The organism is Aeromonas sp. 602200, assembly GCF_049173895.1.
GTDB lineage: Bacteria > Pseudomonadota > Gammaproteobacteria > Enterobacterales > Aeromonadaceae > Aeromonas > Aeromonas veronii_A.
In genome coordinates this window covers 15,643-36,939 of the sequence record NZ_JAAKSL010000011.1, presented here as the reverse complement: position 1 = coordinate 36,939, position 21,297 = coordinate 15,643, and the positions used below count along the sequence as shown (strand labels likewise).

At 57.1% G+C, this 21,297-nt stretch carries 28 protein-coding genes; 10 read left to right on the top strand and 18 right to left on the bottom strand.

Features of this window, described 5'->3' with window-relative positions:
• Positions 1 to 4: 4 nt before the first annotated feature.
• From G5221_RS13790 to zapE, 8 genes are all read right to left on the bottom strand, one after another.
• Complete coding sequence (locus G5221_RS13790) at positions 5 to 430, bottom strand: ClpXP protease specificity-enhancing factor (protein WP_041234002.1); 426 nt, start codon at positions 428 to 430, stop codon at positions 5 to 7.
• The gene (gene sspA, locus G5221_RS13785; RefSeq protein ID WP_421263413.1) at positions 427 to 1,056 is read right to left on the bottom strand and encodes a stringent starvation protein SspA; all 630 of its coding nucleotides are present in this window, start codon (positions 1,054 to 1,056) and stop codon (positions 427 to 429) included. Before sspA ends, G5221_RS13790 begins: the two co-directional genes overlap by 4 nt.
• 87 nt (positions 1,057 to 1,143) lie before the next feature.
• Positions 1,144 to 1,878, bottom strand: coding sequence for a cytochrome c1 (locus G5221_RS13780; protein ID WP_201938939.1), 735 nt, complete (start codon positions 1,876 to 1,878; stop codon positions 1,144 to 1,146).
• Positions 1,875 to 3,092 carry a cytochrome b gene (locus G5221_RS13775; protein WP_005341735.1) on the bottom strand — a complete coding sequence of 406 codons (1,218 nt, stop codon included), beginning with the start codon at positions 3,090 to 3,092 and terminating at the stop codon, positions 1,875 to 1,877. Before G5221_RS13775 ends, G5221_RS13780 begins: the two co-directional genes overlap by 4 nt.
• A gap of 2 nt (positions 3,093 to 3,094) precedes the next feature.
• A complete protein-coding gene (gene petA, locus G5221_RS13770; protein ID WP_216952217.1) occupies positions 3,095 to 3,685 on the bottom strand; it encodes a ubiquinol-cytochrome c reductase iron-sulfur subunit in 591 nt (196 codons plus the stop codon).
• Between the two features lie 295 nt (positions 3,686 to 3,980).
• Positions 3,981 to 4,373, bottom strand: coding sequence for a 30S ribosomal protein S9 (gene rpsI, locus G5221_RS13765; protein ID WP_005336286.1), 393 nt, complete (start codon positions 4,371 to 4,373; stop codon positions 3,981 to 3,983).
• Between the two features lie 15 nt (positions 4,374 to 4,388).
• Entirely contained in the window at positions 4,389 to 4,817 is a 429-nt protein-coding gene (gene rplM, locus G5221_RS13760; RefSeq protein WP_005341737.1) for a 50S ribosomal protein L13, read from the bottom strand.
• Between the two features lie 266 nt (positions 4,818 to 5,083).
• Complete coding sequence (gene zapE / locus G5221_RS13755; RefSeq protein ID WP_421263412.1) at positions 5,084 to 6,178, bottom strand: cell division protein ZapE; 1,095 nt, start codon at positions 6,176 to 6,178, stop codon at positions 5,084 to 5,086.
• Between the two features lie 140 nt (positions 6,179 to 6,318).
• Here zapE and G5221_RS13750 point away from each other — a divergent pair, with 140 nt between their 5' ends.
• From G5221_RS13750 to degS, 3 genes are all read left to right on the top strand, one after another.
• Positions 6,319 to 6,699, top strand: a complete 381-nt coding sequence (locus tag G5221_RS13750) for a YhcB family protein (protein ID WP_216952219.1) — start codon at positions 6,319 to 6,321, stop codon at positions 6,697 to 6,699.
• Between the two features lie 81 nt (positions 6,700 to 6,780).
• Positions 6,781 to 8,142: a Do family serine endopeptidase gene (locus G5221_RS13745; RefSeq protein WP_005336295.1), complete on the top strand. Its 1,362-nt coding sequence runs from the start codon at positions 6,781 to 6,783 to the stop codon at positions 8,140 to 8,142.
• A 109-nt stretch (positions 8,143 to 8,251) separates the two neighbouring features.
• The gene (gene degS, locus G5221_RS13740; RefSeq protein WP_421206659.1) at positions 8,252 to 9,376 is read left to right on the top strand and encodes an outer membrane-stress sensor serine endopeptidase DegS; all 1,125 of its coding nucleotides are present in this window, start codon (positions 8,252 to 8,254) and stop codon (positions 9,374 to 9,376) included.
• Between the two features lie 146 nt (positions 9,377 to 9,522).
• On the opposite strand, the gene npr is transcribed toward degS, so the two are convergent.
• The 10 genes from npr to G5221_RS13690 form a co-directional block, all read right to left on the bottom strand.
• Positions 9,523 to 9,795 (bottom strand): PTS phosphocarrier protein NPr, encoded by a 273-nt coding sequence (npr, locus tag G5221_RS13735; protein ID WP_005336318.1) that lies wholly within the window; start codon positions 9,793 to 9,795, stop codon positions 9,523 to 9,525.
• A 20-nt stretch (positions 9,796 to 9,815) separates the two neighbouring features.
• On the bottom strand, positions 9,816 to 10,682 hold the full coding sequence (gene rapZ, locus G5221_RS13730; RefSeq protein ID WP_021231839.1) for an RNase adapter RapZ: 867 nt from the start codon (positions 10,680 to 10,682) through the stop codon (positions 9,816 to 9,818).
• 45 nt (positions 10,683 to 10,727) lie between these two features.
• Complete coding sequence (gene ptsN, locus G5221_RS13725; protein ID WP_005336322.1) at positions 10,728 to 11,174, bottom strand: PTS IIA-like nitrogen regulatory protein PtsN; 447 nt, start codon at positions 11,172 to 11,174, stop codon at positions 10,728 to 10,730.
• 2 nt (positions 11,175 to 11,176) lie between these two features.
• Positions 11,177 to 11,464 (bottom strand): ribosome hibernation promoting factor, encoded by a 288-nt coding sequence (gene hpf / locus G5221_RS13720; RefSeq protein WP_005336323.1) that lies wholly within the window; start codon positions 11,462 to 11,464, stop codon positions 11,177 to 11,179.
• 20 nt (positions 11,465 to 11,484) lie between these two features.
• On the bottom strand, positions 11,485 to 12,924 hold the full coding sequence (locus G5221_RS13715; protein WP_149151984.1) for an RNA polymerase factor sigma-54: 1,440 nt from the start codon (positions 12,922 to 12,924) through the stop codon (positions 11,485 to 11,487).
• 65 nt (positions 12,925 to 12,989) lie between these two features.
• Positions 12,990 to 13,715 (bottom strand): LPS export ABC transporter ATP-binding protein, encoded by a 726-nt coding sequence (gene lptB, locus G5221_RS13710; protein ID WP_005336333.1) that lies wholly within the window; start codon positions 13,713 to 13,715, stop codon positions 12,990 to 12,992.
• A gap of 3 nt (positions 13,716 to 13,718) precedes the next feature.
• Positions 13,719 to 14,246, bottom strand: a complete 528-nt coding sequence (gene lptA / locus G5221_RS13705) for a lipopolysaccharide transport periplasmic protein LptA (RefSeq protein WP_421263453.1) — start codon at positions 14,244 to 14,246, stop codon at positions 13,719 to 13,721.
• Complete coding sequence (gene lptC / locus G5221_RS13700) at positions 14,233 to 14,793, bottom strand: LPS export ABC transporter periplasmic protein LptC (RefSeq protein ID WP_421263411.1); 561 nt, start codon at positions 14,791 to 14,793, stop codon at positions 14,233 to 14,235. The genes lptA and lptC overlap by 14 nt, the downstream gene beginning before the upstream one ends.
• Positions 14,790 to 15,344, bottom strand: coding sequence for a 3-deoxy-manno-octulosonate-8-phosphatase KdsC (gene kdsC / locus G5221_RS13695; RefSeq protein ID WP_149151982.1), 555 nt, complete (start codon positions 15,342 to 15,344; stop codon positions 14,790 to 14,792). The genes lptC and kdsC overlap by 4 nt, the downstream gene beginning before the upstream one ends.
• Positions 15,344 to 16,339, bottom strand: a complete 996-nt coding sequence (locus tag G5221_RS13690; protein WP_058057518.1) for a KpsF/GutQ family sugar-phosphate isomerase — start codon at positions 16,337 to 16,339, stop codon at positions 15,344 to 15,346. The genes kdsC and G5221_RS13690 overlap by 1 nt, the downstream gene beginning before the upstream one ends.
• A 207-nt stretch (positions 16,340 to 16,546) precedes the next feature.
• Between G5221_RS13690 and mlaF the strand changes: the two genes are divergently transcribed.
• The 7 genes from mlaF to murA are packed head-to-tail and all read left to right on the top strand — an operon-like array spanning position 16,547 to position 21,067.
• Positions 16,547 to 17,347 (top strand): phospholipid ABC transporter ATP-binding protein MlaF, encoded by an 801-nt coding sequence (mlaF, locus tag G5221_RS13685; RefSeq protein WP_421263410.1) that lies wholly within the window; start codon positions 16,547 to 16,549, stop codon positions 17,345 to 17,347.
• A complete protein-coding gene (gene mlaE, locus G5221_RS13680; protein ID WP_005341787.1) occupies positions 17,347 to 18,126 on the top strand; it encodes a lipid asymmetry maintenance ABC transporter permease subunit MlaE in 780 nt (259 codons plus the stop codon). The genes mlaF and mlaE overlap by 1 nt, the downstream gene beginning before the upstream one ends.
• A 7-nt stretch (positions 18,127 to 18,133) precedes the next feature.
• Positions 18,134 to 18,631, top strand: coding sequence for an outer membrane lipid asymmetry maintenance protein MlaD (gene mlaD, locus G5221_RS13675; protein WP_005336348.1), 498 nt, complete (start codon positions 18,134 to 18,136; stop codon positions 18,629 to 18,631).
• 2 nt (positions 18,632 to 18,633) lie between these two features.
• Positions 18,634 to 19,266, top strand: a complete 633-nt coding sequence (locus G5221_RS13670) for an MlaC/ttg2D family ABC transporter substrate-binding protein (protein ID WP_005336350.1) — start codon at positions 18,634 to 18,636, stop codon at positions 19,264 to 19,266.
• On the top strand, positions 19,263 to 19,535 hold the full coding sequence (locus tag G5221_RS13665; protein ID WP_279500655.1) for an STAS domain-containing protein: 273 nt from the start codon (positions 19,263 to 19,265) through the stop codon (positions 19,533 to 19,535). Before G5221_RS13670 ends, G5221_RS13665 begins: the two co-directional genes overlap by 4 nt.
• Entirely contained in the window at positions 19,535 to 19,792 is a 258-nt protein-coding gene (gene ibaG / locus G5221_RS13660; RefSeq protein WP_005306001.1) for a BolA family iron metabolism protein IbaG, read from the top strand. The genes G5221_RS13665 and ibaG overlap by 1 nt, the downstream gene beginning before the upstream one ends.
• Positions 19,793 to 19,810: 18 nt before the next feature.
• On the top strand, positions 19,811 to 21,067 hold the full coding sequence (gene murA, locus G5221_RS13655) for a UDP-N-acetylglucosamine 1-carboxyvinyltransferase (RefSeq protein ID WP_005336355.1): 1,257 nt from the start codon (positions 19,811 to 19,813) through the stop codon (positions 21,065 to 21,067).
• Positions 21,068 to 21,297 lie beyond the last annotated feature (230 nt).

Below are 21,297 nucleotides of genomic sequence, written 5' to 3'. Positions count from 1 at the left end.
TTTTTTATTTGATGACTTTCAGGGTCGGACGACCGCTTGGACGCGGCGGTTCCGGCTCTGGCTCCACCGGTGCTTCGGCCTGCTCCAGCCAGATATCGTAACCAGGCTCGGGGGGGAACAGGGTTCCCACGCCGTTCTCCCTAGCATGGATAGCCAGCACGGCCGCCATCGGGATATAGACCTGTTGGGATACCCCGCCAAAGCGGGCGCTGAAGCTGATTGCCTCATTATCCATGTGAAATTGCATTACGGCACGGGGCGCGATATTCAGCACAATCTGCCCGTCCTGAGCAAACTGCATCGGCACCATCACATGGGGAATGTTGACGTTGACCACCAGATGGGGAGTCAGATCGTTATCCAGCAACCAGTCAAAGAACGCCCGTAACAGGTACGGGCGACTCGGCGTCATTGTCGGTTCCATGCTCATACGCCAGCACGGATCTCGCGTTCGGCTTCGGTCAGGGATGCCTGGAAGGACTCACGCTCGAACAGACGAACCATGTAGGCCTTCAGCTCTTTGGCGCCACGGCCGGTCAAGTCGATACCCAGGCTCGGCAGACGCCACAACAACGGAGCCATATAGCAATCTACCAGACCAAACTCTTCGCTCATGAAATAGGGCATTTCACCGAAGATCGGTGCAATGGCGAGCAAGTTGTCACGCAGTTCGTTGCGTGCGGCTTCTGCATCGCTACCGGCCATGATCTTGTCAGCCAGGGAATACCAGTCCAGCTCGATGCGGTGCATCATCAGGCGGCTGTTACCACGCGCAACCGGATAAACAGGCATCAGGGGTGGATGCGGGAAGCGTTCGTCCAGATACTCCATGATGATGCGTGAGGTGTAGAGTGCCAGCTCACGATCAACCAGGGTCGGTACAGAGTTGTACGGGTTCAGCTCGGCCAGCTCATCCGGCAGATTGGCTGGGTCAACCTGACAGATATCCACACTAACACCCTTCTCCGCCAGGACAATACGCACCTGATGGCTGAACATATCGTTGGCACCGGAAAACAGCGTCATTACCGAACGCTTATTGGCAGCTACAGCCATTGAACCCTCCCGTCATAAAAAAGCAGAAACGGCAATGAAGCATCTTGGTCTTCATTGCCGTGCATTATATTACCCGGATCTGGTCGCTTAGTGAACGTCGCGCCAGAATTCCTTCTTCAACAGCACAGTAAAGATGAAGAAGATCACGATGAAACCAAGCACCCAGAAGCCCATGCGTTCACGCTCCTGTTGTACCGGTTCAGCCGAGTAGACCAAGAAGTTTACCAGATCCAGTACCGTCTTATCATACTCTTCGTCATCCATTTCACCGTTGCCGTCAGATTTGATGCTGACAACCTGCTGGGTCTCGACGCCATCGACCATGTGAGTCGCGAACTCGGCACGGGGAGTCCCCTGCAGCGGCTCCAGCACATGGGGCATGCCCACTGACGGGAACACCACGTTATTCACACCAAACGGACGGGTCGGATCCACGTAAAAAGAACGCAGATAAGTGTAAATCCAGTCCGCACCACGTACTCGGGCTACCAGAGTCAGGTCGGGAGGCGGCGCACCAAACCACTTAGCGGCATCCTTCTCGGACATGGCACTCTTCATCAGATCACCCACTTTGGCATCGGTGAAAATGAGGTTCTCCTTCATCAGATCCTCAGGGATCTCCAGATCGGCAGCAACCCGGTTGTAACGTTGGTACTGGGTAGAGTGGCAGCCGGCACAATAATTCATGAAGGTGGCCGCTCCGCGTTGCAGGGATGCCTTGTCACTCAGATCGTAATTGGCCTTGTCCAGTGCAACCGCACCTCCAGCGGCAAACACCAGAGAGGGCAGCAGGGTCAGCACTGCAAATATTATTTTTTTCATTTAAATGTCACCCTCTCCGGCAGCGGCTTGGTGCGTTCGTTTTTGCTGTAGAAGAACAACAGCACGAAGAAACCGAAATAACCCAAGGTACAGATCTGGGCAACCAGCGTCAGAGTCGGCGTCGACGGCAGTACACCCAGCACCCCCAGAATGATGAAGCAGACCACAAACTGGGCGATGTTCAGCTTGTGCAGCTTGCTGCGATAGCGTACTGAACGCACCTTGCAGCGATCCAGCCAGGGCAGCAGGAACAACACCACAATAGAGAGGCCCATCATGATGACGCCAAGCAGCTTGTCAGGTACCGCACGCAGAATCGCGTAGAAGGGGGTGAAGTACCACACAGGCGCGATGTGAGCCGGAGTCTTCAGGCCGTTGGCCACTTCAAAGTTCGGCTTCTCGAGGAAGTAACCCCACATATCCGGCTTGAAGAAGATGATGGCGCAGAAGAAGAACAGGAAGCCGGCCACACCGATCATATCCTTGACGGTGAAGTAAGGGTGGAACGCCACCGCATCCAGCGGCCAGCCGTTCTCGTCCTTGTGCTTCTTGATATCGATGCCATCCGGGTTGTTGGAGCCGACTTCGTGCAGCGCCAGGATATGCATGGCAACCAGCATCACCAAAACCAGCGGCAACGCGATGACGTGCAGCGCGAAGAAGCGGTTCAGGGTCGCACCAGAGATAACGTAGTCACCACGGATCCACAGGGTAAGATCGTCACCGATGACCGGAATGGCACCAAACAGCGAGATGATGACCTGGGCCCCCCAGAATGACATCTGTCCCCAGGGCAGCAAGTAGCCCATAAAGGCTTCCGCCATCAGCACCAGGAAGATCAGCATGCCGAAAATCCACAGCAGCTCGCGCGGCTTCTGGTAAGAGCCGTAAATCATACCTCGGAACATGTGCAGGTAGACCACCACGAAGAAGGCAGAGGCACCGGTAGAGTGCATGTAACGTAGCAGCCAGCCATACTCCACATCCCGCATGATGTACTCGACGGAGGCAAACGCACCTTCCGCAGAGGGGTTGTAGTTCATGGTCAGCCAGATGCCGGTGATGATCTGGTTAACCAGCACCAACATGGCCAGCGAACCGAAGAAATACCAGAAGTTCAGGTTCTTCGGAGCCGGATACTTGGCCATGTGGTCGTTGTACATGGCCGTAAGCGGAAAGCGATCGTCAATCCAGCCCATCAGTTTGCTCAACATGATCAGGCCTCCTTGCCATCGGCACCGACCAGAATGGTGGTGTCGTTAATGAATTGATACGGCGGAATAACCAGGTTCAGTGGTGCAGGCACCCCCTGGAACACACGGCCAGCCATATCGAACTTGGAGCCATGACACGGGCAGAAGAAGCCGGACGCAACCCCCTGCACCTGCTCACCAAAACTGTCAGGCAGATAAGAAGGTGAACACCCGAGATGGGTGCAGATACCGACCGCGACAAAAATTTCGGGCTTGATCGATCTGTACCCGTTATGGGCATAGTCAGGCTGCTGCGGCTCTTCTGATGAGGGATCCCGCAACTTGTCATCATGTGCTGCCAGGGCATCCAGCGTCTGCTTGGTGCGTTTCACCACCCAGACGGGTTTGCCACGCCACTCGACACGGATGAGCTGACCCGGTTCCAACTTGCTGATATCGACTTCAACCGGTGCACCGGCTGCTTTGGCCTTGGCACTCGGATTCCATGACTTTATAAACGGCACTGCGGTAAACGCAGCTCCTACCCCACCAACGGCAACCGTTGACCAGGTAAGAAATCTGCGGCGACCGGTATCAACTGGCGCATTGCTCATCCAAAAACTCTCCCATGTGGACTCCGCACATTCTTATAGTGTCCCTGTTCCCCATTTTTCCCGTGACAACAGCGGCGGAAGCTGGATTTACAATTGCCACAGAAAACAGGGGAAATTTTAAAGAAAAGATAACAACTTGACAAGAAAGAGCGGTGAGCAATAAAAACAATAAAGAAACAATTTTTTGTCTTTTGTGACGCGTGGTTAGCATTGATGTCGGTAATATTACCAATAAAAAAAGCCTGGCGGTTGCCAGGCTTTTTTGACACTCGAAAGAGTGAGCACCGAAAGCGAATTAACGCTTGGAGTACTGCGGACGCTTACGAGCTTTGTGCAGACCGACTTTCTTACGCTCAACCTTACGGGCATCGCGAGTAACAAAGCCTGCTTTACGCAGTTCGGAACGCAGGGTTTCATCGTACTGCATCAGAGCACGAGTGATACCGTGGCGGATCGCACCAGCTTGACCGGAGATGCCACCACCGTTAACGGTGATGTACAGATCCAGTTTCTCGGTCATCTCAACCAGTTCCAGCGGCTGACGAACTACCATGCGGGCAGTCGGACGACCGAAGTACTGCTCCAGGGAGCGCTGGTTGATTACGATCTTACCGCTACCCGCTTTGATAAATACGCGAGCAGTGGAGCTTTTGCGACGGCCGGTACCGTAGTATTGATTTTCTGCCATGTTGCCAGTTCCCGATTAGATATCCAGTACTTGAGGTTGCTGAGCAGCGTGAGCGTGCTCGGCGCCTGCGTAAACTTTCAGTTTACGGAACATGGCACGGCCCAGAGGACCTTTCGGCAGCATGCCTTTAACAGCAGCTTCGATTACCATTTCCGGTTTACGCTGAATCAGCTTGTCGAAGCTGATGGACTTGATACCACCCGGGAAACCGGAGTGAGCGTGGTACATTTTGTCGGTAGTTTTCTTACCGGTAACACGTACCTTCTCAGCGTTTACAACGATGATGTAATCACCGGTGTCAACGTGCGGAGTGTATTCAGCTTTGTGCTTACCACGCAGACGAGCAGCGATCTCGGTTGCGATACGACCCAGAGTTTTACCTTCTGCGTCCACAATGTACCAGTCACGTTTTACGGTTTCTGGCTTGGCAACGAAAGTTTTCATTAAGTTAAACCCAATTACCTGTTACAGACCCAATTGTTTATGGGGGCTCTCCCACAAACAACAAACGATGGCCTACCTGTACCCCTTCGAATACAAGTAAAGCTTAAAGTGTTGCTGTCTTATCGACAGCTGTAACGTGGGCCGGGCGATTATAAGTGAAGTTGCCTTAAATATCACCTGCTAATTTCACTGCCATGAAACCAGCAAATGTCGCCCGGCCCTACCTGCCGCAGATGCCCATCCGACTGGCAGGCGCGGTATTGTGACTAAGGAAGGTGCACTCTGGCAAGGTATTCGTGCGATTGCATTTCCTGAAGCCGTGAAAGACAGCGTTGGAATTCGAAATTCAGCAGCCCTTCACCGTAGAGTTCTGCCATGGGAACCGCCGCCGACATAATGAGCTTGACGTGCCGTTCATAAAACTCATCGACCATGGCAATGAAGCGGCGAGCCGCGTCATCCGTGCCTGTGCCCATTGGCTGCACATTGGCCAGCAGAACAGTATGGAACAGTCTGGCCAGCTCGATATAGTCGTTCTGGGAGCGGGGAGTACAGCAAAGTTGCTCAAATTCCATATAGAGCACCCCTTCCCCCATTCCGAGCGACGTCAGCTGACGATGATTGACCTCGAACGTCCCCTCGCAAGCCGTGTGCCCACCGGTTAATTGCTGAAAATAGCGGTCAAGATTGGCTTTTGCCTGCAAGTCCAGCGGGCAGTGATAAATCTCCGCTTGTTCCAGCGTACGCAGGCGATAGTCGATACCGCCATCTACGTTAAGTACCTCGCAATGACGCTCGATCAGCTCGATAGCTGGCAGAAAACGGGCTCGCTGCAGCCCGTTGCGATAAAGATCCTGCGGCGGAATATTTGAAGTGGCGACCAGCACAACGCCGTGACCAAACAGCTCCTGAAACAGCGTGCCCAGCAACATGGCATCGGTGATGTCGGAGACAAAAAATTCGTCGAAACAGATGATGTCTGTCTCGCTGGCAAGCTTGCTGGCCACCAGTTTGAGGGGATCGGACTGCCCGCTCAACCCCTGCAATTCATCGTGAATGCGGTGCATGAAACGGTGGAAATGGCTGCGCATCTTGCGCGTCCCCGGCAGGCTGTCGAAAAAGGTATCCATCAGCCAGGTCTTGCCTCGGCCCACTCCGCCCCACATATAGATACCGAGGACGGGCTCCGGCGGCTTGGGCTTTTGCAGCCAACCCAGCAACCCTCGAGATCTGGTCGGAGTCGGGCGCCGTAGCAAATCCTGATACAGTCGCTCCAGCCTGCTAATGGCCATCCCCTGCGCGGGGTCGGCCACAAAGCCGGGGCGCAGCAGATCCTGCTGGTATTTTTGCTGCGGTGTCATCCTTGAGCGCCTCTCCAAGTCCCTGAATCGAGGACAAAATGGTATCACGGCCTCAGGACGCACGGTATAGTGCCATCAAGGCATGGCGGTTATGACGACCGCATAAACCCACTCTGTTTTAGCTGTAACAAGGAGCATCTATGAGTCTGTTAACTGGGATCCTGCTGGCTGTCGCGGCCTTGATTATCGGTATCGTTCTCGGCCGTTTTTCGGTACGCAGCCGCGATGCCGGCCGTCTGGAACAGGAACTGAAAAAGGCCCACAAGGAGCTTGAAAGCTATCAGGGCCAAATCAATACCCACTTCGCCGACAGCGCCGCGCTGATGGAGCAACTGGCCGAGCAGTATCAGACCCTCTATCGCCACATGGCCGAGCAGAGCAAATTCCTGGCCAAGGCACAGGAACCCCTGTTCCGTGAATCATTGGTAGAAGAAGCCCCAACCAAAGAAGCAGATGAGCCGGGCGTACCGCCTCGCGACTATGCCGGCGCCTCTTCCGGACTGCTCAAACAACCAAATTAGTTCCTCGCGGAACTAATTGGCCAGCCCTGTGGTCTGACCTTGACGATTGCAATGCAACTTTTTCTGGGAGCTGTTTTTCATATGCGTAAACCTCTTTCCATGCTCAGTGTGCTAGCCCTCAGCGTCGGTATCGCCATGTCTGCGGCCCCTGCTCAGGCCGCACTGCCTTCCCTGTTAGGCTCTAATCAGGAGATGCCAAGCCTGGCGCCTGTTCTCGAACAGGTCACCCCGGCGGTGGTCAATATCTCGGTTTCTGGCAAAAAAATTACCCGTCAGCGTCTGCCGGAACAGTTCAAGTTCTTCTTCGGCCCCAACATGCCCGATGAACAGGTGAGCGAGCAGCCGTTCCAGGCGCTCGGCTCCGGTGTCATCGTCGATGCCAAGAAGGGTTACGTCATCACCAACGCCCACGTGGTGCACGAGGCGGACGAGATCAAGGTCAACCTGAAGGATGGTCGTGAATATGCGGCCAAGAAGATCGGTGAAGACAAGCAGTCCGACATTGCCCTGCTGCAAATCAAGGCCGAGGATCTGGTGCAGATCAAGTTCGCCGACTCCGACGAGCTGCGGGTAGGTGACTATGCGCTGGCCATCGGCAACCCGTTTGGTCTGGGTCAGACCGTCACCTCCGGTATTGTCAGTGCGCTGGGTCGCAGCGGCCTCAACATCGAAAATCTGGAGAACTTCATCCAGACCGATGCGGCCATCAACTCCGGTAACTCCGGAGGAGCCCTGCTCAACCTGCGTGGCGAGCTGATCGGTATCAACACCGCGATTCTGGGCCCGAACGGCGGCAACATTGGCATCGGCTTTGCCATCCCTTCCAACATGGTGCGGGATCTGACCGAGCAGATCGTCAAGTACGGTGAAGTGCGTCGCGGCCAGCTGGGTATTACCGGCACCGAGCTCACCTCCGACATCGCCAAAACCTTCGGTTACAACAAGAAGGATGGTGCCTTCGTCAATCAGGTCATGCCTGATTCGGCGGCCGACAAAGCGGGCATCAAGGCTGGCGATATCATCGTCAGCATCGATGGCAAACCGGTTCGCTCCTTCGGCGAGCTGCGCGCCAAGATCGCCACCATGGGCGCTGGCAAGCAGGTCGAACTGGGGCTGATCCGCGATGGCAAGTCACAAACTGCCAAGGTGACCCTGAAGCAGGCCGATGACAGCGAAGTACGCGCCAGCGCGCTGCATCCAGCACTGGAAGGGGCCAAGCTGAGCACCACTACCGACCCGGTCTCCGGTGTTGCGGTGGCCGATATTGATCCTCGCTCTCCGGCAGCCGCTTCCGGCCTGCAGAAGGGTGACATCATCATCGGGGTCAACCGCCTGCGCATCAACACCCTGGGCGAGCTGACCAAGGCGCTCAAGAACAAGCCTGACGTGCTGGCACTCAACATCCAGCGCGGCGACTCCTCGCTCTATCTGGTGATCCGCTAACGCTCAAGTTGTTCGCCAACCCCTCTATCACCCGCGGCCTTCACCGCGGGTGATTTTTATCCATCGATAGTGTTATTCTCTGCGCGCAGCCTGTACGGATGAGAATGACATGAAAATTTCCCCTTTAGTCAGTTACTTGGGCAAGTCTGTCGGTTTCGGTTTGACCGTCGCGGCGCTGCTGTTGCTGCTGTTTCCCAATTTTCGCGGTGGCGCCCAACTCCCGGGGCTCATCACCAATGCCCGAGAACTGAGTTTTTCCTATGCCGCTCATCGGGCCGGCCCCGCCGTCGTCAACATCTACACCCGCAGCTTTGCTCCTAACCAGGGCAATCAGGGAGAACTGCGTCCACAAGGACTGGGCTCCGGCGTCATCATGACCCAGCGCGGCTACGTGCTGACCAACTACCACGTCATCGCTGACGCCGACCAGATCATCGTAGCCCTGCAGGATGGCCGGGTTTTCAGTGCCGAGCTGGTCGGCACAGACCCGCTTACCGACCTTGCCGTGCTCTATATCGAGTCAGATAACCTGCCGGTAATCCCGCAAGATCCGGAGCGGTTGCCAGAAGTGGGCGATGTAGTACTCGCCATCGGCAATCCCTACAACGTCGGCCAGACCATCACCCAGGGCATCATCAGCGCGACTGGCCGCACCGGTCTCTCCAGCATGGGGCCCGACAGCAATGGCCGGCAGGATCTGCTGCAGACCGATGCCGCCATCAACGAGGGCAACTCGGGTGGCGCGCTGGTCAACGGCCGTGGCGATCTGGTGGGCATCAACACCGCCACTTATCACCTCAACGGCAATCAGGAGAGCTACGGCATCAGCTTTGCCATCCCCTACCGGCTGGCGAAGCGGATCATGGATGAGCTGATCACCAATGGCAGGGTCATTCGAGGCTACCTTGGGATATCCAGCGTCGAGATCAACCCGATAATCGCGCGGATGATGAATCTCGGCGATCTGCGTGGTCTGGTAGTGAAGAGTCTGGATCCCTACGGTCCAGCAGCCAAAGGCGGTCTGCAACGAGGGGATGTGCTGCTCAAGATCAACGGTGAAGCCATCAGCGGTCCCAGAGCCGCCTTGGACAAGATCGCCGAGAGCCGCCCCGGCACCAAGCTGACCATATCGGTGTTACGCTCCGGCAAGCCGCTGGAAGTGGTGGTCACCATTGAAGAGGATGTGCGCTATCAGAACCGGGCTGGAGTCAGCAATGTCTCATCGGCCAGCTAACGCGGCAACGGTCTATTGCATCAGCCTGCAGCCTGTTAGGCTGCGCCTAACTCTCATTTCTCCATGGAACTACATAGTCAGCCATGTCATGCCGCAATAGCGCGACCGAATACAAGTGAAAGGAATAGAAGAAGAACGAGGAGTGACTACTCCTCATTGAAGCCGGAGGTGAACAGCTCCACCACGGCGGCCAGGGCCTCGACCTCTTCGGGGCCCTCAACCTGTACTTCCACCTGCCGCCCTTGCGCGGAATCCAGCATCAGCAGGCCGATGATGCTGTCAGCATCGGCCTCCACACCATCTTCATTGCGCAGCAGCACGTGGGCATCGAAACCCTGCACCAGCTCGAACAGCATCATGGCCGGTCTGGCATGAATACCCAGCTTGTTTTTCACTTCAACCGAGGCGGAAACAGTCATCGGATCGTCCTATTGGTCCGTCAGGATTGGGGGGCACTCTTGTCGAGAGTGCGGTGGCGGATCTGCACGTTCTTGCCGAGCAAACGGAATGCACTGGCCAGCCGCTCTGCAATAAAGACCGAGCGGTGCTGACCACCGGTGCAACCGATGCCGACCGTGAGGTAGCTGCGATTGTTGCGCTCCAGATGGGGCAACCAGGTCACCAGCATGTTCTCGATCTGCTGGGTAAACAGCATCACGTCAGCCTGCGCCGAGAGGTAGTTGGCGACCGGCTCATCCTTGCCGGTAAACGGCTTGAGCTCGGGGATCCAGTGCGGGTTGGGCAGGAAGCGGGCATCGAACACAAAGTCGGCATCCTTGGGGATGCCATATTTGAAACCGAACGACTCGAACACCAGCACCAGCTCGTTCTCTTTCTTGCCGAGTACCCGGGTTTTGATGAGCTCGCTCAGGTCGTGAATGCTGAGGGTGGTGGTGTCGATACGCAGGTCAGCGGTCGAGGAGATGGGCGCCAGCAGGTGGGTCTCCTCCCGAATCGCCTCATCCAGCGACAGCTTGTTGCGCGAGAGGGGGTGCAAACGGCGGCTCTCGCCATAGCGCTTGAGCAGGGTGCCGTTGTCGGCGTCGAAGAAGAAGCTGGAGAACTCTACCCGCCCCTCATTGCGCACTTGAGCCAGCAAATTTTCCAGTTTCTCCGGATCGCTCGGCAGGTTGCGCACATCAATACTGACCGCCAGCTTGTCGTACTGGCTCTCCACCGAGACAATCAGCTGGGGCAACAGATTGACCGGCAGGTTGTCCACACAGTAGTAACCCAGATCTTCCAGCACTCGCAGGGCTACCGTTTTACCGGAGCCCGAACGTCCACTTACCACGATTAACTGCATCTTGTTCCCTCACGCCAAAACAGGTGTCTCATCCTTGGCCTGCTGTCAGGCCGAGGTCATGATCTGATAGAGCTCTTCGTCGCTGGTTGCCTGACGCAACTGGCGGCAAACCGCCTTGTCACCCAGCTTGGAAGCCATCAGAGAAAGGGTCTTGAGATGCTGCTTGCACTCGCTTTCCGGCACCAGCAAGGCAAACAACAGGTCAACCGGTTGATTGTCGATGGAGTCGAAAGGAATAGGGTCGGCAAAGGTCATCAGGATCGCGGTTGGCGGGAACTCATCGTCAATGCGACCGTGGGGGATCGCAATACCGGCACCGATCCCGGTACTACCCATTTTTTCACGGGCCAGCAAGCATTCAAACAGCGCCTGACGGGAGGTGCCAAGGCGTTCGGCGGCCAGCTCGCTGATGATTTCGAGGGCGCGTTTCTTGCTGGTACAAGGGACTGCACTCTTGGTGCAGTCCCGACTCAGTATGTGTTCAAGTTGCATGGTTATTTTTTATTTAACTTATCTTTGTGCTTGATGATCTGCCTGTCCAGCTTGTCGAGCAAGGTGTCTATCGCAGCATACATATCTGCATGTTCAGAGTTGGCAAACACTTCGCCACCGCTGACGTGCAATTTGGCTTCCGCTATCTGGTTCAGTTTTTCCACGCTAAGCACCACATGAACATTGTTGATGTGGTCAAAGTGACGCTCGAGTTTGGCAAATTTGTTATTCACATAATCACGCAGAGCTTCGGTGATCTCGACATGGTGTCCGGTCAGGTTAATTTGCATAACATCATCCTTTTGTTTGCCTAAACCAGGCGTTTGCGCTGATTGGAAGGTGGGATAAACAAGGATTCGCGATACTTAGCGATCGTGCGTCTCGCCACCATAATACCCTGTTCGGCCAGCAAATCCGCGATCTTGCTATCACTTAACGGCTTGGCAGGATTCTCTGCCGTGACCAGCTTCTTGATGAGCGCGCGAATTGCGGTCGATGAGCACTCTCCTCCTCCTTCGGTGTTCACATGGCTGGAGAAAAAAAACTTCAATTCGAAGATACCACGGGGGGTATGCATGTACTTCTGGGTCGTCACCCGGGAGATGGTCGACTCATGCATCTCCACCGCTTCGGCGATGTCATTGAGCACCATCGGCTTCATCGCCTCTTCACCATACTCGAAAAAGCCCTGTTGCTGCTCGACAATGCAACTGGCCACTTTCAGCAGGGTGTCATTGCGACTTTCCAGGCTCTTGATGAACCACTTGGCTTCCTGCAAATGGGAGCGAATAAACTGGGTGTCGGTGCTGCTGCGGGCGTTGCGGGCCATGGCGGCATAGGTCTCGTTGACCCGGATGCGGGGGGCGGAGTCGGGATTGAGCTCGACCACCCACTTGCTGCCCTTCTTGACCACGGAGACGTCGGGGATCACGTACTGGGAGTCGCTCTGGATGATGCCATTGCCGGGGCGCGGCTCCAGCAGCTGGATCAAATCCAGCACATCCTTGAGGTCGCTCTCCTTGAGTTTTGTCTTGCGGGCGAGGGTGCGGTAATCCCGGTTGCCGAGCAGCTCCATGTGCTCGAGGATCACCTCCTTGGCCTCGTTGAGCCAGGGGGTCTGCGGGTCATACTGATCCAGCTGGATCAGCAAACACTCCTGCACAGAACGGGCAGCAATACCGACCGGATCGAAGTGCTGCACCCGCTTGAGTACCGCCTCGACCTCATCGAGTTCCACCTCTACGTCATCGCTGGTGACGGCTGCCTGGATATCCTCCAGCGCAACGGTCAGATAACCGGATTCGTCGATGGCATCGATGATGGCGAGCGCGATGGCAGCATCGACATCGCTGAACGGTGTGAGCCGCATCTGCCACAGCAGATAATCCTGCAGGTTTTCGGTGGTTTCACCCTGATAGACGCTATCTTCCCCATCGTGGATGGGGCCCGCGCTCTGGGCGGTCCCGGCAGAGTAAACCTCGTCCCAGGTGGTATCCACCGGCAACTCGTCCGGCATCTGCTCCTGAGCCATGGCATCGCTGGAATCCAGCTGGCTGGCATCGACCGGCGCTTCCGGACTGGTCTCTTGCGCCTCGCTCTCTTCCTGCTCCAGCAGAGGGTTGTTTTCGAGCGCTTGCTGAATTTCCTGCTGAAGTTCCAGAGTGGAGAGCTGGAGCAGACGAATCGCTTGTTGTAATTGCGGCGTCATGGTCAGGGACTGACCGAGACGCAACTGTAATGTCGGCTTCATCTACGTCGGGATATCCTTATGTTCAGCGAGGCACTCGTCAAAGGAAATGAAGGCATGCCCCCTTACTATAGACTGAATTGATCGCCCAAATAGACGCGCTTGACCTGCTCATCGGCAAGGATGTCAGCCGGTGCACCTTCGGCAATCATCTTGCCGTGGCTGACGATATAGGCCTTCTCACATACGTCCAGAGTCTCTCTGACGTTGTGGTCGGTAATCAAGACGCCAAGGCCTCTATCTTTCAGATGCTGAATGATCTTCTTGATGTCTATCACAGAAATCGGGTCAACCCCTGCAAAGGGTTCATCCAGCAGAATAAAACGCGGCTCGGCCGCCAGCGCACGGGCAATTTCGACCCGACGGCGTTCACCGCCGGAGAGGCTCTGACCCAGGTTGTCGCGAATGTGGGTGATATTGAACTCTTCCAGCAGTTGCTGAACCTTGTCCTCACGCTCCTCGCGACTCAACCCCTTGCGGGTCTGCATCACGCCCATCAGGTTGTCGAACACCGACAGGCGACGGAAGATGGAGGCCTCCTGCGGCAGGTAACCAATGCCATTGCGCGCCCGCACATGCATGGGCTGCAGGCTGATGTCCTGATCGTCGATAGTGATGAGACCGGCATCGCGCTGCACCAGCCCCACTATCATGTAGAAGGAGGTGGTCTTGCCCGCCCCGTTGGGGCCGAGCAGGCCGACAATCTGGCCAGTGCCCACTTCAAGGCTGACGTCACTCACCACCATGCGGCGCTTGTAGCTCTTCTGCAGGCCCACTGCTTTTAACACTGCCATGGCTTATTTTCCCTGCTTATTCTGGTCGGCGGGCTTGTCGAAATTCTCTACCTGATCCGGCAGGAACACGGTTTTGACCCGCTGGCTCGGGCTCTTGCTCTCGGCAATCATCTTCTGTTTGACGATGTCGTAGCGGATCAGATCGCCATTGACCTGGCTATCTTCCTGCTTGAGCTGACCATTGCCGGTGATGGTCACCAGACGGTTCTTCAGCTCGTAGCGGATGGTATTGCCGTGGGCATTGACCGGCTTGCCGTTATCCAGGATCTGGAAGAAGGTGGCGGGCTTGCCGTAGGCAGTCATCACCTCCGCCCCTTTCTCGCCGGAGCGGGTCACTACCACCTTGTCAGCCTTGATCCGGATGGTGCCCTGATTGATGGTCACATCCTCTTCGAAGGTGATGCGGTTGTCCTGCATCTCGGCCACCTGTTTGACGGCATCGACGTAGACCTTCTCGGCAAAGTCGGACTCTTTGGCGGTCACCGCACCACACAACAATAGGGCTGCGAGGGCCAGATTAGCGTTTTTCATTGAAATAGATGGCATGGCCTTGATCCAGTAACTCAAAATATTTGCGGTCCAGATGGCCCTTGAGGCCAACCCCTTGGGTCTGGAAATCCCGACCCAGAATGTTCACTTCCCGGTTGCTGCGCACATCCTGTGTCACCAGATCCAGCTCCAGATAGGGAGTATCCAGTGTGGAGATGAAAGAGGTAGGTAGCAGACCATCCAGATGCACCTTGTCCCGCAGGATGACGTTGTCGCCGGTGTTGAGCACGCCGGTTTCGGCGGTCACCTTCCACTCGGCGGCACCCTGATCGTCATACATGTAGACCACCGGCTTGTCGAAGTTGGCCTGCTCGAGGATTTGATAATACTCGGCGTAGGTCGACTCCAACCGCTCGGTGCGCTTGCCATTGATATCAAAACTGGTGGTCACCAGATCTTTGGCGACAAAATCCGGCTGATAGTTTTCGATTTTGACGGCGCTCTCCGGCACCAGCTCAACCTTGCCCAACTGCCAGGCAACCAGCGCAACCAGAAACAGCAGGGCAAACAACAGGGTCTGTCTGCTCATACCGAGGCCTCGTGCTGATAATCGTCGTGACCCTGCGCCTGCAAAATGAGGTCACACACCTCGCGCACCGCGCCCATGCCACCGCCAAGCCGGGTCACCATATCGGCACGACTCAGCACCAGCGGATGGGCATCGGCCACCGCGATACCCAGGCCGCAGGCGGCCATCACCGGCAGATCGATGGTGTCATCGCCCATATAGGCGGCCTGTTCAGCAGTCAGCCCCAGCTTGGCCAGCAGCGCTTCGAAGTGAGGCAGCTTTTTATCAGCCCCCTGCACCACATGAGCCACCCCCAGGCTTTTCATCCGATCACTGACGATTCGGGAGTTGCGCCCGGTGATGATGGCGATCTCGATCCCGGCATTGAGCAGCGCTCGCATGCCCGCACCATCGCGGGTACAGAAGGTTTTCAGCTCTTCGCCGTTGTTTCCCATGTAGATGAGGCCGTTGGAGAGCACCCCGTCCACATCGCACACCAGCAGGCGGATTTGCGCCGCCTTGTCGAACTGGCTGCGCGTCACCGGACCATAGAGGGTCGGTACGTTTTGCATCAAATTACTCCGGCTTTCAGCAGGTCGTGCATGTTGAAGGCGCCGAGCGGGCGTTTCTCTTCATCCACGACCAGTAATCCGTTGATTTTTCTCGTTTCCATCAGCTTGACGGCTTCCGCAGCCATCATCTCTGGACCTACGGTAACACAGTTGGCCGTCATCACACGGCTGATGGGGGTGTGATGGATATCGATCTGCTGGTCGAGAATGCGGCGCAGGTCGCCGTCGGTAAAGAGCCCGGCCAGCAGGCCATTGCCATCGACCACCGCCGTCATACCGAGCCCCTTGCGGCTCACTTCCAGCAGCGCCTGGCTGATGGTGGCATCTATCCCCACCCGGGGCAACAGCTCGCCACTGTGCATCAGGTCGCCAACCCGCAGCAACAGACGCTTGCCGAGCGACCCGCCCGGGTGAGAGAGGGCGAAGTCATCGGCGGTAAAACCGCGCGCTTCCAGCAGGGCGACCGCCAGGGCATCGCCCATGACTAAGGTTGCCGTGGTGCTGGAAGTGGGTGCCAGACCCAACGGGCAGGCCTCTTTCTCCACCTTGATACACAGGTGCACGTTGGCCTCTTTGGCCATGGTGGAGGCCGGATTACCGGTCATGCAGATGAGCGGAATGCCGCGGCGCTTGAGTACCGGCAGCAGGGCCAGGATTTCATCGCTCTCACCGGAGTTGGAGATAGCGATGATAAGGTCGCCACTGGAGATCATCCCCAGATCGCCGTGACTCGCTTCTCCCGGGTGAAGGAAGAAGGCCGGTGTACCGGTGCTGGCGAGGGTGGCGGCGATCTTGCTGCCGATATGGCCCGATTTGCCCATGCCGGTGACCACTATCTTGCCACCACAGCGCAGCACCATCTCGCACGCCTTGTCGAAGGCGTCGTTCAGATACTGATAGAGTCCATCAATGGCTTGCTTTTCTGTGTCCAGCACCGCGCGGGCACTGCGACGAAAATCGAACAGTTCAGACACTTTCTCAGGCTTTACAGACATAAAGACACAGCTCCGGGCCGAAATTAGCTGCGGGATTATAAAAAAGTCTGCCCGGATAAGCGAATCGGATGGCAAGTCCCGCTCTCGATGACGCACTTTGTTACAGAAAACTGTCGTGCAAATGGGCTTGCAGCCTGTTCAATAGTTGTTCCTTGCTGTTGCTTAGACCTAGACTACCCCATAAAATTCGCACCTCATTTACACCGGATGGACAATTGTTTGAACAATGACCTGATCACCATCTCCGATCTGACCTTCAGTCACGGAGATCGGCTGTTGTATGACGGGATCAACCTGACCATTCCTCGTGGCAAGGTAACCGCCGTCATGGGCCCGAGCGGCATCGGTAAAACCACCCTGCTGCGGCTGATCGGTGGCCAGCTCAAGCCGGAGTCCGGTCACATTCTGTTTGACGGGGAAGACATCCCCCCCCTCTCCCGTTCGCGCCTCTATGAAGTGCGCAAGCGGATGAGCATGCTGTTCCAGAGTGGCGCCCTGTTTACCGGCATGACGGTCTACGACAACGTGGCCTTCCCGCTGCGGGAGCACTCCGGCCTGCCGGAGGAGCTGATCCACACCATCGTCATGATGAAGCTGCAAGCGGTGGGCTTGCGCGGCGCGGCGAAACTGATGCCCTCCGAGCTCTCCGGCGGCATGGCGCGCCGGGCGGCGCTGGCTAGGGCCATCGCCCTTGACCCCGACCTCATCATGTATGACGAGCCGTTTGTCGGGCAGGATCCCATCACCATGGCGGTGCTGGTCAAGCTGATCAAGGAGCTGAACGATGCCCTCGATATCACCTCCGTCATCGTCACCCACGATGTAAAAGAGGTGCTGAGCATCGCCGATTACGCCTACATCATTGCCAATCGCAAGGTGGTGGCGCACGGTACGCCGGATCAGCTGCGCGAGGAGCACAATCCCGAAGTCGAGCAGTTCCTCAAAGGATTGCCCGATGGTCCTGTTCCGTTTCATTTTCCGGCAGGCGATCTGCTACAGGATCTCTGATGTTGATAAGTCAAATAAGCAAGCTGGGGCGGGTCGGAGTGCGGTTTATCAGCTCCGTCGGTCGCGCCACCATCATGTTGTTCCATGCGCTGGCGGGCAAACCCGAGCCGCGCAAGCACTTCCCGCTGCTTGTCCAGCAGTTGTATGTGGTGGGCGTACAGTCGGTGGCCATCATTCTGGTCTCCGGCCTGTTCATCGGCATGGTGCTCTCGCTGCAGGGTTACAACGTATTGAAGGATTTCGGCGCCGAGCAGAGCCTGGGGCCGCTGGTCTCCCTCTCCCTGCTGCGGGAGCTGGGTCCTGTGGTCACGGCGCTGCTGTTTGCCGGCCGTGCCGGTTCGGCCCTGACCGCTGAAATCGGCCTGATGAAGGCCACCGAGCAACTTTCAAGCCTAGAGATGATGGCGGTCGACCCACTGCGCCGGGTGGTTGCCCCCCGCTTCTGGGCTGGCGTCATCAGCATGCCGCTGCTGGCCTTTATGTTCAGCCTGATCGGTATCTTCGGCGGCAAACTGGTCGGCGTGGACTGGCTCGGCGTGGACGAAGGGGGCTTCTGGTCTGCCATGCAGGCCTCCGTCGATTGGGGTGAAGACATCATGCAGGGCGCCATCAAGAGCCTGATCTTCGCCCTGGTGGTTACCTGGATTGCGCTCTTTAACGGCTATGATGCCAAGCCGACCTCGGCCGGGATCAGTCAGGCCACGACCCGTACCGTGGTCCACTCATCCCTCGCCGTACTCGGCCTGGATTTTATACTCACTGCAGTCATGTTTGGATAAGGTAAAGATGAAGTTCAGCAAAGTAGAATTCCTGGTCGGCACCTTCATGCTGGCTGGCATCGGTGCCATTCTGGCACTGGCCCTGCAAGTGGCCGGTTTGAGCTTCAAACCGGAAGGAGAAACCTATACCCTGCGCGCGCATTTCGATAATATCGGCGGCCTGAAAGTCCGTTCGCCGGTCAAGGTCGGCGGCGTGGTGGTCGGTCGGGTCAGCGATATCGTACTGGACCCGAAAACCCAGGTGCCTGAAGTGACCCTGATGATGCAAAAGAGCGCTGGCGAGTTTGCCGATACCAGCTCCCTCTCCATCCTCACCTCCGGTCTGCTCGGCGAGCAGTACATCGGTCTGGCCCCCGGTTTCAGCGATGAGGAGATGGGCACCGAGATGCTCAAGGATGGCGACCTGATTGAAGACACCAAATCCGCCATCGTGCTGGAAGATCTGATTGGCAAGTTCCTCTACAGCCAATCCTCCGACAGCAAATCAGACAGCAAGAAGGAGTAACCATGTTCAAGAAAATCGCCCTGCTGCTGGGTCTGATGACCAGCATGCTCTTTTCCCTGTCTGCCCAGGCCGCAGTCGATGCCACCGACCCTAACGCGCTGGTTGATCAGGCTGCCAAGCAGACCTTTGCCCGCCTGAAGGCCGATCAGGCCCAGGTGAAGAGCAATCCGGATCACCTGCGGGTGATCATCCGCGAAGAGCTGCTGCCCTATGTAGACAACCGCTTCGCCGCCTACAAGGTGCTTGGCAACCAGATTAAAGAGACCACCGAAGCGCAGCGCAATGCCTTCGTCGAGGTGTTCACCGAGTACATGGTGAGCTCCTACGCCGATGCGTTGGCCCATTTTGACAAGCAGACCGTCAAGGTCGAGCCGGGCAAAGCCCCCAGCGGCAATATCACCGCCGTCAACGTCAGCGTGAAAGAGGCCGGCAAGCCGGACATCTTCCTCGAGTTCAAGCTGCGCAAGAACAACAAGACCGGCGAGTGGAAAGCCTTCGACATGGTGGCCGAGGGGATCAGCCTGCTCTCCGCCAAGCAGAGCGAGCTCGGCGGTTTGATCCGCCAGAACGGCATCGATGCGGTGATCGCCCAGTTGCGCGAGCACAACGCCAAGCCGCTGGTACTCAAACCATGACCCTCAGCGGTGAACTGCAGGCGCCACAGGTCAATGACCTGTGGCAACGCCGCGCCGAATGGTGGCAGGACGACCAGCTCGAGCTCGGCAGCGTCACCACCCTCGACTCCGCCGGACTGGCCCTGCTGGTCAAATGGGCCAAAGCCGTATTAGCGCGAGGCGCCACACCGCAACTGGTGGGCGCCTCCAGTGATTTCTATACCCTGGCCAACCTCTACGGGGTGGCCGGGCTGTTTCAGTCAACCCCGCTCACAACTGAGGACGCATAATGCAAGTCTCTGAAATTGAAGCGATACTCCTTGAGGCTCTGCCATTGTCCGAAGTCCATGTCAAAGGGGACGGTAGTCACTACCAAGTGATCGCCGTCGGTGACATGTTTGACGGCATGAGCCGGGTCAAGAAGCAGCAGGCCATCTATGCCCCGCTGATGGACAAGATCGCCAGCAACGCCATTCACGCCCTCTCCATCAAGGCGTTCACCGACGCCGAGTGGAAACGCGAACGTAAATTCCTATTGCCCTCCTGATTTGGTAACGAAGTAAAAATGGACAAATTCAAAATCGATGGTCGTTGTACTCTCAACGGCGAAGTGACCATCTCCGGCGCCAAAAACGCCGCCCTGCCGATCCTGTTCGCAACCCTGCTCTGTGATGAAGAGGTTCACCTCTCCAACGTGCCGCGCCTGAAAGATGTGGGCACCACCATCAAGCTGCTGGAGATGCTGGGCGCGACCACCAAGGTCAACGGCAACGTCACAGTGCTGACCGGTGCGGTGAACAACCACGTCGCCCCCTACGAGCTGGTGAAGACCATGCGCGCCTCCATTCTGGCGCTGGGCCCGCTGGCTGCCCGTTTCGGCGCGGCTGACGTCTCCCTGCCCGGCGGCTGCGCCATCGGTGCCCGTCCGGTCAACCTGCACGTCCACGGCCTGGAGCTGATGGGCGCCAAGATCACCATCGAAGATGGTTACATCAAGGCCCGTGTCGATGGCCGCCTGAAAGGCGCCCACATCCTGATGGATATGGTCTCCGTGACCGGTACCGAAAACCTGATGATGGCCGCGACCCTGGCTGATGGCCGCACCGTGATCGAAAACGCCGCGCGCGAGCCGGAAGTGGTCGATCTGGCCAACTTCCTCAATACTCTGGGCGCCAAGATCCAGGGCGCGGGCACCGATACCCTGACCATCGACGGTGTCGAGCGTCTGCACGGCGGCAACTACAGCGTGCAGCCTGACCGCATCGAAACCGGTACCTTCCTGGTGGGTGCAGCGGTCACCGGCGGCAAGATCACCTGCCGCAAGACAGACCCGACCCTGCTGGAAGCGGTACTGGTCAAGCTGGAAGAGGCTGGCGCCCTGATTGAGAAGGGTGAAGACTGGATCACCCTCGACATGACTGGCCGCACCCTCAAACCGGTCACCATCAAGACTGCCCCCTACCCGGCCTTCCCGACCGACATGCAGGCACAGTTCACTGTGCTGAACGCCGTCGCCAAAGGCACCGGCATGGTCACCGAGACCATCTTCGAGAACCGCTTCATGCACGTTCCCGAACTGGTACGGATGGGTGCAGACATCGAACTGCAGGGCAATGTGGCCATCTGCCGTGACACCGAGCAACTCAAGGGCGCCCAGGTGATGGCGACCGATCTGCGCGCCTCCGCCAGCCTGGTACTGGCCGGCTTCGTGGCCGAAGGCTCCACCATCGTCGACCGTATCTATCACATCGACCGTGGCTACGAAGACATCGAGCAGAAGCTGCAGGGTCTGGGTGGCCGCATCGAGCGCATCAAGGGCTGATATCTCCCTGATCGCTGGCCGATAAAAAGGCCCCCTCGCTAATGCAAGGGGGCCTTTTTACATTCACCTGGGCTGCCGAGATTCAATGCGGTCGAGAGTGGTCCATATCGTGTCAGGCTATTTACCAGCCCCCTGGCGGCCAACGTTCATTGGCTCGAGACTCGCCAAAGAACCAAAAAAGTGGGGTGACATGTCCATGTCACCCCCTCGCAAATAGCATGTTCCATATT

What these genes read in the sequence shown, in the direction of transcription:
- rapZ (WP_021231839.1), bottom strand. Translation starts at nt 10,682, where the DNA reads ATGCAGTTAATCGTGGTAAGTGGACGTTCGGGCTCCGGTAAAACGGTA.
- lptC (WP_421263411.1), bottom strand. Translation starts at nt 14,793, where the DNA reads ATGAGCAGACAGACCCTGTTGTTTGCCCTGCTGTTTCTGGTTGCGCTG.
- lptB (WP_005336333.1), bottom strand. Translation starts at nt 13,715, where the DNA reads ATGGCAGTGTTAAAAGCAGTGGGCCTGCAGAAGAGCTACAAGCGCCGC.
- G5221_RS13665 (WP_279500655.1), top strand. Translation starts at nt 19,263, where the DNA reads ATGACCCTCAGCGGTGAACTGCAGGCGCCACAGGTCAATGACCTGTGG.
- G5221_RS13775 (WP_005341735.1), bottom strand. Translation starts at nt 3,092, where the DNA reads ATGTTGAGCAAACTGATGGGCTGGATTGACGATCGCTTTCCGCTTACG.
- ptsN (WP_005336322.1), bottom strand. Translation starts at nt 11,174, where the DNA reads ATGCAACTTGAACACATACTGAGTCGGGACTGCACCAAGAGTGCAGTC.
- G5221_RS13780 (WP_201938939.1), bottom strand. Translation starts at nt 1,878, where the DNA reads ATGAAAAAAATAATATTTGCAGTGCTGACCCTGCTGCCCTCTCTGGTG.
- ibaG (WP_005306001.1), top strand. Translation starts at nt 19,535, where the DNA reads ATGCAAGTCTCTGAAATTGAAGCGATACTCCTTGAGGCTCTGCCATTG.
- sspA (WP_421263413.1), bottom strand. Translation starts at nt 1,056, where the DNA reads ATGGCTGTAGCTGCCAATAAGCGTTCGGTAATGACGCTGTTTTCCGGT.
- degS (WP_421206659.1), top strand. Translation starts at nt 8,252, where the DNA reads ATGAAAATTTCCCCTTTAGTCAGTTACTTGGGCAAGTCTGTCGGTTTC.
- G5221_RS13745 (WP_005336295.1), top strand. Translation starts at nt 6,781, where the DNA reads ATGCGTAAACCTCTTTCCATGCTCAGTGTGCTAGCCCTCAGCGTCGGT.
- murA (WP_005336355.1), top strand. Translation starts at nt 19,811, where the DNA reads ATGGACAAATTCAAAATCGATGGTCGTTGTACTCTCAACGGCGAAGTG.
- lptA (WP_421263453.1), bottom strand. Translation starts at nt 14,246, where the DNA reads ATGAAAAACGCTAATCTGGCCCTCGCAGCCCTATTGTTGTGTGGTGCG.
- G5221_RS13715 (WP_149151984.1), bottom strand. Translation starts at nt 12,924, where the DNA reads ATGAAGCCGACATTACAGTTGCGTCTCGGTCAGTCCCTGACCATGACG.
- petA (WP_216952217.1), bottom strand. Translation starts at nt 3,685, where the DNA reads ATGAGCAATGCGCCAGTTGATACCGGTCGCCGCAGATTTCTTACCTGG.
- G5221_RS13690 (WP_058057518.1), bottom strand. Translation starts at nt 16,339, where the DNA reads ATGTCTGTAAAGCCTGAGAAAGTGTCTGAACTGTTCGATTTTCGTCGC.
- kdsC (WP_149151982.1), bottom strand. Translation starts at nt 15,344, where the DNA reads ATGCAAAACGTACCGACCCTCTATGGTCCGGTGACGCGCAGCCAGTTC.
- hpf (WP_005336323.1), bottom strand. Translation starts at nt 11,464, where the DNA reads ATGCAAATTAACCTGACCGGACACCATGTCGAGATCACCGAAGCTCTG.
- mlaE (WP_005341787.1), top strand. Translation starts at nt 17,347, where the DNA reads ATGTTGATAAGTCAAATAAGCAAGCTGGGGCGGGTCGGAGTGCGGTTT.
- npr (WP_005336318.1), bottom strand. Translation starts at nt 9,795, where the DNA reads ATGACTGTTTCCGCCTCGGTTGAAGTGAAAAACAAGCTGGGTATTCAT.
- G5221_RS13790 (WP_041234002.1), bottom strand. Translation starts at nt 430, where the DNA reads ATGAGCATGGAACCGACAATGACGCCGAGTCGCCCGTACCTGTTACGG.
- mlaD (WP_005336348.1), top strand. Translation starts at nt 18,134, where the DNA reads ATGAAGTTCAGCAAAGTAGAATTCCTGGTCGGCACCTTCATGCTGGCT.
- mlaF (WP_421263410.1), top strand. Translation starts at nt 16,547, where the DNA reads ATGGACAATTGTTTGAACAATGACCTGATCACCATCTCCGATCTGACC.
- rplM (WP_005341737.1), bottom strand. Translation starts at nt 4,817, where the DNA reads ATGAAAACTTTCGTTGCCAAGCCAGAAACCGTAAAACGTGACTGGTAC.
- G5221_RS13670 (WP_005336350.1), top strand. Translation starts at nt 18,634, where the DNA reads ATGTTCAAGAAAATCGCCCTGCTGCTGGGTCTGATGACCAGCATGCTC.
- G5221_RS13750 (WP_216952219.1), top strand. Translation starts at nt 6,319, where the DNA reads ATGAGTCTGTTAACTGGGATCCTGCTGGCTGTCGCGGCCTTGATTATC.
- rpsI (WP_005336286.1), bottom strand. Translation starts at nt 4,373, where the DNA reads ATGGCAGAAAATCAATACTACGGTACCGGCCGTCGCAAAAGCTCCACT.
- zapE (WP_421263412.1), bottom strand. Translation starts at nt 6,178, where the DNA reads ATGACACCGCAGCAAAAATACCAGCAGGATCTGCTGCGCCCCGGCTTT.